We start from the raw sequence: 9,788 nt of genomic DNA, 5'->3' as shown, positions 1-9,788 counted from the left end.
GCTTTCATTCGCATCCGGCCAGTTTCACCCGGCCGCCGCGTCAACCTCTTCCGTCATCGCCGCCCTCGTTCGTGGCAGCCCTTCAATCTATCACCCTCGACTCGCTTCGTCAAGGGGCGGCGGTGAGAAAGTTTTTCGCTTCCAGAACCGCCTCGTCACTCTCAACGCCTTCAATCTAAACCACTTAGGCGTCCGGGTCAAGGGGCGGAATTCAAAACTTCTGCCGCTCGGCCAACCCGCCGCCGGTTCAGGCGACAGCCCTACAAGCTATCAGCCTCATCCGGCCCCGTCAACCCCGTCTCGCATCCTCGTGACCGCCGTGTGACGGTCTGACTGCGAAGGGGCCGCAAGTATAAACGAGTGTTTCCGCTCCGTCAACCCCTTTCCTTCGCCGCCGGCGCCCGTCGACTTCCGTCGTGGCGGGGCAACCCTGGAGAGGGGCAAAAGCGGACCCCCGCGATTGGCTCGCGGGGGTCCGCTGTGCTGAAGGGGTGAGCGACGGGGATCGAACCCGCGACCTCCGGAACCACAATCCGGCGCTCTGACCGACTGAGCTACGCTCACCGTGTGTTTTCAACCCCTGCCCGACCGGCGTCCTCCGTACGTCCCCGACGCCGCGCTCGTCCGACAGGCCACGAATTTGTGAAAGAAGCCGCGATTACGCAAGTGGTCGCGGCATAAAAGCGGGTGGAGCCGCCGATTCGCCATGATCGCGCAAGAAACAACGCCCCCGGGATGGCGGGTCCGCCGACAGACACGGGGTCGGAGGAACAAGAGGAACCGAGGCCCAACACGGGCTCCCCCGCCCTTCCTTATTTATACGTGGTTCCCTGGCGCAGCATCCGGCCCGGCGAAAACGGGCCTCAGAAAGAGAGAGAACAGTGCTCCCTGTCCCTAACTTCCCTCATCTGCTGTCCCTACTTCCCTCATCTGCGTCTCCGTGGTCTCCGCGCCTCCGCGTGAGGCAGATCCTCCAGGGGAGCAGCGATGGAGGAGGGGCCGCGGCCACGGCAAACCCTTCATGTCATCTTACGATCTATGTCGGTAAAAGCGTTGCACGGCGACTACGAATGGTTATCATTCAGGAACCTGAAAAAACGAATTCCCGGCTGAAGGCGTCCACGCGGAGAAGGCATGCGACTGGAAGAGGGAAAGGCCATCGTCACCGGCGCCGCCAGTGGCCTGGGGTACTGCTTTGCGCAGGAGCTGGCACGCGCGGGGGCCGCGGTCGTGGCGGTGGACGTGAACGCGGCGGGGCTGGAGCGCCTGGCACGCGAATGCGCGGGCCTGCCCGGGCCGGTGCACGCGCGTACCGCCGACGTGACCGACGAGGCCGCGGTGAAGGGGTTCGTCCAGGAGGCGGCGGAGCGGATGGGCGGCCTGAACGTGCTGGTGAACAACGCGGGGGTGCTGCTGGACGGGCTGCTGGTAAAGGAGGAAGGGGGCTGGATCAGGCGCCTTCCGGTGGCCCAATGGAAGCGCGTGCTGGACGTGAACCTGACCGGCGCCTTTCTGGTGGCGCGCGAGGTGGCGGCCGCCATCCTGGAGGACGAAGGGGCGGCCGGCGGCGTGATCGTCAACCTGTCGTCGATGACGCGGGTGGGGAACGCGGGCCAGTCCGTCTACGCGGCCTCCAAGGCGGGGCTGGACGCCGCCACCCGCACCTGGGCGCTGGAGCTGGCCCCCTACGGGATCCGCGTGGCGGGGATCGCGCCCGGGGTGATCGAGACGCCGATCCTGGAAAACATCTCGGACGAGGCCCGCGCCCACCTGCTGTCGGACATTCCCCTGGGGCGCTTCGGCACCCCGCACGAGGTGTGGCTGACGCTGCGCTACATCCTGGAGTGCGGCTACGTGACCGGGCGCGTGGTGGAGGTGGACGGCGGCGCCGACGTGTGACCCGCGGCGGCGCACGCAAGGTGCTTCCGGTTGCGCAACCGGTGACTTCACACGCGCCAAATTTTTCCGACTTTTCCGTCCGCGCGCGGCTCCCCGCCGCGCAGGCGCACGGCGTTGCGCGCCGGCCCCGCAGACACGGTTGACGCCACAAGGAATTTAAGCCACTATTCCTTCGCAGCCCGATTCATTCTCCACGATCCATTCCGCGGATGCCCGCCGGGAAGCTATCCGGTGCGGGGCCGCGTCGTTCCCGCCCCCGGGCCCCACGCCCGGCGGACCGCGCCCACCGCGCCCACCAGGGCCGGTCCGCGAACCAGGGCATCGTGATCCGCGGCGCTGTCCGCGGAGCGCCGCACCAGAGACCCAGCCCGAACACCCCACGGAGAGCTCATGACGCAGGTTCCGTCCGGCCCGCCCAAGGCCTTTCGGCTCGTGTTGCCCAGCGGGGACGCGCGGACGGAGGGGGGCGGGGACGCCGGGGATCGCCGGTACGCCCGCGACGCCCGCATCCACCGCCTGTTCGAGGGGGAGGCGGCGCGCGCCCCGCACGCGCCGGCGCTCTCGTTTGCCGGCGGCACCCTGTCGTACGACGAGCTGAACCGGCGCGCCAACCGCCTGGCGCGCCGCCTGCGCGCGCGCGGCGTGGGCGCGGAGACCCGCGTGGCGGTGTGCCTGGAGCGCGGCCCGGAGCTGATCGTCGCCCTGCTGGCCGTGCTGAAGGCCGGGGGCGCCTACCTGCCGCTGGACCCGGCCCTCCCCGCCGAGCGGCTGGCGTTCATCCTGGACGACGCGGGCGCGCGGGTCGTCGTCACCCGCACCGCGCTCCTCTCCCGCCTCCCTGCGTACAACATCACCGCCCTGCTGCTGGATGCCGAGGCCGGCGCGACCGCCGCCGAAGCCGACGAAAACCTGGAGATCGAGGGAGACGCGGCGGGGCTGGCGTACGTGATGTACACCTCGGGCTCGACGGGCCGCCCCAAGGGGGTGGCCGTCCCCCACCGCGGCGTGGTGCGGCTGGTGCGCGGCAACCCGTTCGCGCGCGTCGGCCCGGGCGAGGTGTTCCTGCAGCTGGCGCCGGCCTCGTTCGACGCCTCGACCTTCGAGATCTGGGGGGCGCTGCTGAACGGGGGGCGGCTGGCCGTGCACCCCGCCGGGACCCCCACCCCCGGCCAGCTGGGCGAGTTCGTCCGCGCGCAGGGGGTGACCACCCTGTGGCTGACGGCGGCGCTCTTTCACCAGATGGTGGACACGCACCCCGACGCGCTGCGCGGCGTGACCCAGCTGCTGGCCGGCGGCGACGTGCTGTGGCCCGGCCACGTGCGCCGCGCGCTGGAGGCGCTTCCCGGGTGCACGGTCATCAACGGCTACGGGCCCACCGAGGGCACCACCTTCACCACCACGCACCCCGTTCCCTCGCCCGGCGCGGTGGAGGAGCCCCTGCCGCTGGGGCTGCCCATCGCCCACACCCGCGTGCACCTGGTGGACGAGGGGATGGACGAAGTGGCGGAGGGCGAGGCGGGCGAGCTGCTGATCGGGGGCGACGGGGTGGCGCGCGGCTACCTGAACCGGCCCGGGCTCACGGCCGAGAAGTTCGTCCCCGACCCCTTCTCCGCGGAGCCCGGCGCGCGGCTGTACCGCAGCGGCGACCGGGCGCGGCGGCGTGAGGACGGGCGGCTGGACTTCCTGGGGCGGCTGGACCACCAGGTCAAGATCCGCGGCTTTCGCGTGGAGCCGGGCGAGGTGGAGGCCGCGCTGCTGGCCCACCCGGCGGTGCGCGAGGCGGTGGTGGCGGCGCGCGCGGACGACGGCGGCGACCGGCGGCTGGCGGCGTGGGTGGCCGCGCGCGAGCCCGCCCCCGACGCGGCGGCGCTGCGCGCCCACCTGCGCGAGCGGCTGCCGGAGTACATGGTGCCGTCGGCGTTCGTCTTCGTCCCCGGCTTTCCCCTGCTTCCCAGCGGCAAGGTGAACCGGGGGGCGCTTCCCGAGCCCCGCTTTGGCGAGGACGGCCGGCGTCCCTGGATCGAGCCGCGCACCGAAACCGAGCGCAGAGTGGCCGAGGTGCTGGCCGAGGTGCTGGGGGTGGAGCGGGTGGGCGCGGGCGACGACTTCTTCGACATGGGCGGGCACTCGCTGCGCGCCACGCAGGTGGTGACGCGGCTGCGCGAGGCGCTGCGGGTGGAGATCCCCCTGTCGGCGGTGTTCGACGCGCCCACGGTGGCCGCGCTGGCGGCGCGGATCGACGCGGCGGGGCCGGCGGCCGAGGAGTTGCCCCCCATCGTCCCCCTTCCCCGCGACCGGCCGCTCCCGCTGTCCCTTCCCCAGGAGGCGATCTGGTTTTTCCAGGAGCTGGCCCCGGGGATGAAGTCGTACAACTTCCAGGGCTCCATCCGCTTCCGGGGGACGCTGGACACGGAGGCGCTGGAGCGCGCGCTGACGGAGATCGTCCGCCGCCACGAGATCTTCCGCACCACCTTTCCCGAGCTGGACGGCCAGCCGGTGCAGGCCATCCATCCCCCCTTCGCCGTCACCCTTCCCGTGGACGACCTGCGCGGCCTGGCCGCGGGGGCGGAGCGCGACGGCGAGGTGCAGCGGCGGATGGCGGAGACGTTCGGCGTTCCCTTCGTGCTCTCGGAGCTGCCGCTGATCCGCTGGCGGCTGCTGCGCCTGGCCGACGACGAGTGGCTGCTGCTGCAGGTGGAGCACCACTTCGTCCACGACGGGTGGTCGTTCGCCGTGTTCCTGCGCGAGCTGACCACGCTGTACACGGCGTACCTGCGGGGCGAGCCGTCGCCGCTGCCCGAGCTGAAGGTGCAGTTCGCCGACTTCGCGGCGTGGCACCGGCGGCTGATGGAGGGCGACCGCGCGCGGGCCGACCTGGAGTACTGGCGCCGCACCCTGCACGGGGCCGACCCCGTGCTGGAGCTTCCCTTCGACCGTCCCCGCCCGGCGGCGATGAGCTTTCGCGGCGCGTCCATGCGGGTGCGCGTGCCCCCGGCGGCGGCGCGCGCGGCGCGGGCGTACGCGCGGGAAAACGGCGCCACCCTGTACATGGTGATGCTGGCGGCGTTCGAGGCCCTGCTGCACCGCACCACGGGGCAGGAGGACTTCTGCGTGGGCGGCAGCGTGGCGAATCGCAGCTGGCGCGAGGCCGAGCCGCTGATCGGGATGGTGGTGAACACGGTGGCCCTGCGCGCGCGGCTGGGCGAGGTGCGCACCTTTCGCCAGCTGGTGGCGCAGGTGCGCGCCACCGCCCGCGAGGCGTACGCCCACAAGGACGTGCACTTTGGCCAGGTGGTCGAGGCGGTGCGCCCCGAGCGCTCGCTGGGCCACCTGCCCATCTACCAGGTCGCCTACAACTTCCACGACTCGCCGTACCCGTCGCTGGAGCTCCCCGGCGTGACGCTGGAGGTGGTGGAGGGGCTGAACAACGGGTCGTCCAAGTTTGAGCTGAACGTCACCACCATGCCGCGCGCCGAGTCGCGCGCCGGGGCGCCGGAGGACGAGATCGAGTCGCTGTGGGAGTTCGGCCTCGACGTCTTCGACCGCGCCACGGTGGAGCGGCTGGTGCGGCTGCACGACCGGCTGCTGCAGGCCATGCTGGCCGACCCGGACCGCGACTTTCGCCAGATCCCCCTGCTGGACGACGCCGAGGCGGCGCAGGCGCTGGCCGAGGCCACGGGCCCGGCGCGCGCGCTGGAGCCCGTGCCCGTGCACCGCGGCTTCGACGCCGCGGCGGCCCGCACCCCGGACGCGCCGGCCGTGCGGGGGGCGGACGGGGCGCTGACGTACGCGCAGATGGCCCGGCGGGCCAACCGCCTGGCCCACCGGCTGGTGGCGCTGGGTGTTCGCCCGGACCAGCCGGTCGCCGTGTACCTGGAGCGCTCGGCGGCGTTCCTGACGGGCGCCCTGGCGGCGCTCAAGGCCGGGGCCGCCTACCTGCCGCTGGACCACGCGGTCCCGGCGGACCGGCTGGCGTGGATCCTGGAAGACGCGGCGGTCCCCGTGGTGCTGACCTCCCGCGCCCTGCTGCCGCGCGTGCCGGACACCGGCGCGGCGGTGGTCTGCATCGAGGAGCTGGACGAGGCGGCGGCGGCGGAGGGGGCGGAGGACGACCCGGGGATCCCGGTGGGGCTGGACCACCTGGCGTACGTCATCTACACCTCCGGATCGACCGGGCGGCCCAAGGGGGTGATGGTGCCGCACCGCGCGCTGGCCAACCTGTGCGCGTGGTACCAGCGGTCGATGGAGATCACCCCGGCCGACCGCGCCACGCAGCTGGCGGGCGCGGGGTTCGACGCGTCGGTGCTGGAGGTGTGGCCGTACCTGTCGCTGGGCGGCAGCATCCACGTGGTGGACGACGACACCCGGCTGTCGCCCGCGGCGGTGCGCGACTGGATGCTGGCGCGCGGCATTACCCAGGCGGTGCTCCCCACCCCGCTGGCCGAGGGGATGATGGCGCTGGAGTGGCCCGCGGACGCGCCGCTGCGCGGGGTGATCGCGGGGGGCGACGTGCTGCACCCCTTTGCGCGCCCGGACCTTCCCTTCTTCGTCGTCAACGGCTACGGGCCCACCGAGACGGCGGTGTGCTGCACCGCCGGGGTGGCGGAGCGCGAGGGCGAGGGGACCACGCGCACGCCCCCCATCGGCCGGCCGGTGGACAACCTGCGCAACTACGTGCTGGACGGGGCGCTGCGGCTGCTTCCCCCCGGCGTGCCGGGCGAGCTGTACGTGGCGGGCGCGGGGCTGGCGCGCGGCTACGTGGGGCGCGCGGACCTCACGGCCGAGCGCTTTCTTCCCGACCCCTATTCGCCCGGCGCCGGCGCGCGGATGTACCGCACGGGCGACCGGGTGCGGCGGCTGGCGGACGGGCGGCTGGAGTACCTGGCGCGCGCCGACTTCCAGGTGAAGGTGCGCGGGTTCCGCATCGAGCCGGGCGAGGTGGAGGCGGCGCTGCTGTCCCACCCCGCGGTGCGCGAGGCGCTGGCCATGGCGCGCGCGGACGGCGGCGGAGAAAAGCGGCTGGTGGCCTACGTGGCGGCCGGCGCGGACGAGGCGCCGCAGGCCGCGGAGCTGCGGGCCCACCTGCGGGCGCTGCTGCCGGAGTACATGGTTCCCGCGGCGTTCGTGGTGCTGGACGCGTTTCCGCTGACCGCCAACGGCAAGGTGGACCGCCGCGCCTTTCCCGCCCCGGCGGACGCCGGCGCGGACGGCGCGGAGTACGTGGCGCCGCGCACGCCGGTGGAGGAGCTGCTGGCGGGGATCTGGTGCGAGGTGCTGGGGCGCGAGCGGGTGGGCGCCCACGAGGGCTTCTTCGAGCTGGGCGGCCACTCGCTGCGCGCCACGCGGGTCATCTCGCGGGTCCGCTCCGCCTTCGGGGTCGACCTGCCGGTGCGGGCGCTGTTCGACGCGCCCACGGTGGCCGGGCTGGCCGCGCGGGTGGAGGCGGCGCGGGGCGGCGAGGGCGCGGCGGAGCTTCCGCCCCTGGCGCGCGCCGCCGGCGAGGGGCCGTGGCCGCTCTCGTTCGCGCAGCGCCGGCTGTGGTTCCTGGAGCGGATGGAGCCGGGGAGCGCCGCCTACAACCTTCCCGCCGCCTACCGGCTGGCGGGGGCGCTGGACGCGGACGCGCTGGAGCGCGCCCTGCGCGAGCTGGTGCGCCGGCACGAGGGGCTGCGCTCGTCGTTCGGCGTGGCGGCGGGCGAGCCGGTGCAGGCGGTGGGCGCGGTGGAGGGGCCGCTGCCGGCGGTGGACGACCTGCGCGCGCTGCCGGCGGCGGAGCGCCCGGCTGAGCTGGCGCGGCGGGTCGCGGAGGCGTCGTGGGCCCCGTTCGACCTGCGGCACGGGCCGCTGTTCCGCGCGCGGCTGTTCCGCACGGGGGACGAGGAGGCCGTGCTGCTGCTGGCCACGCACCACGTGGTGAGCGACGGGTGGAGCCAGACGGTGCTGGCGCGCGAGCTTTCGGCGCTGTACGGCGCCTTTGCGCGCGGCGAGGCGTCGCCGCTGGCGGAGCCGGCGTTCCGCTACGCCGACTATGCGGCGTGGCAGCACGGCTGGCTGCGCGGCGAGGTGCTGCAGACGCAGCTGGCGTGGTGGAAGTCGCGGCTGCAGGGCGCGCCCGCGGTGCTGGAGCTGCCCACGGACCGCCCGCGGCCGGCGGTGGCGAGCCCGCGCGGCGCGGCGGAGCCGGTGGCGCTGCCGCCGGAGCTGACGGCGGCGCTGCGCGCGCTGGCGCGCCGCGAGGGCGCCACGCTGTTCATGACGCTGCTGGCGGCGTGGCAGGCGCTGCTGTCGAAGTACTCCGGGCAGGAGGACGTGGTGGTTGGCGCCCCGGTGGCCGGGCGCACGCACCCCGGCGTGGAAGGCGTGGTGGGCTGCTTCGTGAACACGCTGGCGCTGCGCGGCGACCTGTCGGGCGACCCCACCTTCCGCGCGCTGCTGGGGCGGGTGCGCGAAACGCTGCTGGGCGCGTACGCGCACCAGGACCTGCCGTTCGAAAAGCTGGTGGAGGAGCTGGCGCCCGAGCGCTCGCTGCGGCACACGCCGCTCTTTCAGGCCACGCTGGCGCTGCAGAACCTGGAGTCGCGCGAGCAGCGGCTGGGCGAGGTGCGGATGGAGCCGCTTCCGCCCGTGGTGCAGGCCACCAAGTTCGACCTGGGGCTTTCGCTGCAGGAGGACGAGCACGAGGTGCGCGGCCTTCTTCTGTACCGCGCCGACCTGTTCGACGCCGAGACGGTGCGGCGGATGATCGGCCACCTGCGCGTGCTGCTGGAGGCCGCCGCCGCCACCCCGGAGCGCCGCCTTTCCGAGCTGCCCCTCCTGGAGGGCGCGGAGCGCGCGCGGGTGCTGCGGGAGTGGAATCCGCCCGCGGACGCCTTTCCCGTCTTCACGCTGCACGGCCGCTTCCAGGCGCGCGCGGCGGAGGCGCCGGACCGCATCGCCGTCTCCTTCGACGGCGAGTCGCTGTCGTACGGCGAGCTGAACGCGCGCGCCAACCGCCTTGCCCGCCACCTGCGCCGCCACGGCGTGGGCCCCGAGTCGCGCGTCGGGCTCTGCATGGAGCGCGGCACGGGGATGCTCGCCGGCATCCTCGGCATCCTCAAGGCCGGCGGCGCGTACGTGCCGCTCGATCCCACCTATCCCGCCGACCGCCTGGCCTACATGGTGGAGGATGCGGGGATCGCGGTGCTGGTGACGGAATCCGCGCTCCTCGACCGCATCGAAGACGACTCCATCACCCGCGTCCTGCTGGACGGGGATGCGCAGGCGATCGCGGCGGAGGGGGATGAAGATCTCCCGGCCGACGTCGGTCCGGAGGCGCTGGCGTACGTCATCTACACCTCCGGATCCACCGGCCGGCCCAAGGGGGCGATGCTCACGCACGCCAACGTGGCGCGGCTCTTCACCTCCACCGACGGCAGGTTCGGCTTCGGCGCCAGGGACGTGTGGACGCTGTTCCACTCCTACGCCTTCGACTTCTCCGTCTGGGAGATCTGGGGCGCGCTGCTGTACGGTGGCCGGCTCGTCGTCGTCCCCTTCCTGGTCAGCCGCTCGCCGGAGCAGTTCCGCGCGCTGCTGCGGGAGGAGGGCGTCACGGTCCTCAACCAGACCCCCTCCGCCTTCCAGCAGCTGATCGAGGCGGACGCAAAGGCGCCGGAGCCGCTGGAGGCGCTGCGCTACGTGGTCTTCGGCGGCGAGGCACTGCACTTCCCGTCGCTGCGCCCCTGGCTGGACCGCTACGGCCCCGCGCATCCGCGGCTCGTGAACATGTACGGGATCACGGAGACGTGCGTGCACGTCACCCATCACGCCGTCACCGGGCGCGAGCTGCGCGACCCGGGCGTGGCGAGCGTGATCGGCGGGCAGCTGGCGGACCTGCGGCTGTACGTGCTGGA

At 73.4% G+C, this 9,788-nt stretch carries 3 protein-coding genes and 1 tRNA gene; 3 read left to right on the top strand and 1 reads right to left on the bottom strand.

Features of this window, described 5'->3' with window-relative positions:
• On the top strand, positions 1–325 hold a 325-nt coding region (locus tag VGC13_RS20875), incomplete at its 5' end, for a hypothetical protein (protein WP_331127222.1).
• Positions 326–490: 165 nt separating this feature from the next.
• Here the strand turns inward: VGC13_RS20875 and VGC13_RS20870 are convergent.
• Positions 491–564 (bottom strand) — tRNA-His (locus VGC13_RS20870).
• Between the two features lie 570 nt (positions 565–1,134).
• Here VGC13_RS20870 and VGC13_RS20865 point away from each other — a divergent pair.
• Together VGC13_RS20865 and VGC13_RS20860 are read left to right on the top strand one after the other, a co-directional pair.
• A complete protein-coding gene (locus tag VGC13_RS20865; protein WP_331127221.1) occupies positions 1,135–1,899 on the top strand; it encodes an SDR family oxidoreductase in 765 nt (254 codons plus the stop codon).
• A 390-nt stretch (positions 1,900–2,289) separates the two neighbouring features.
• Positions 2,290–9,788: amino acid adenylation domain-containing protein (locus VGC13_RS20860; protein ID WP_331127220.1), on the top strand; the 7,499-nt coding region annotated here is incomplete at its 3' end.

The sequence above is a fragment of the Longimicrobium sp. genome (assembly GCF_036399255.1).
GTDB lineage: Bacteria > Gemmatimonadota > Gemmatimonadetes > Longimicrobiales > Longimicrobiaceae > Longimicrobium.
Note: the sequence above shows the minus strand (reverse complement) of the source record. Positions and strands in the feature narration are given on the sequence as shown.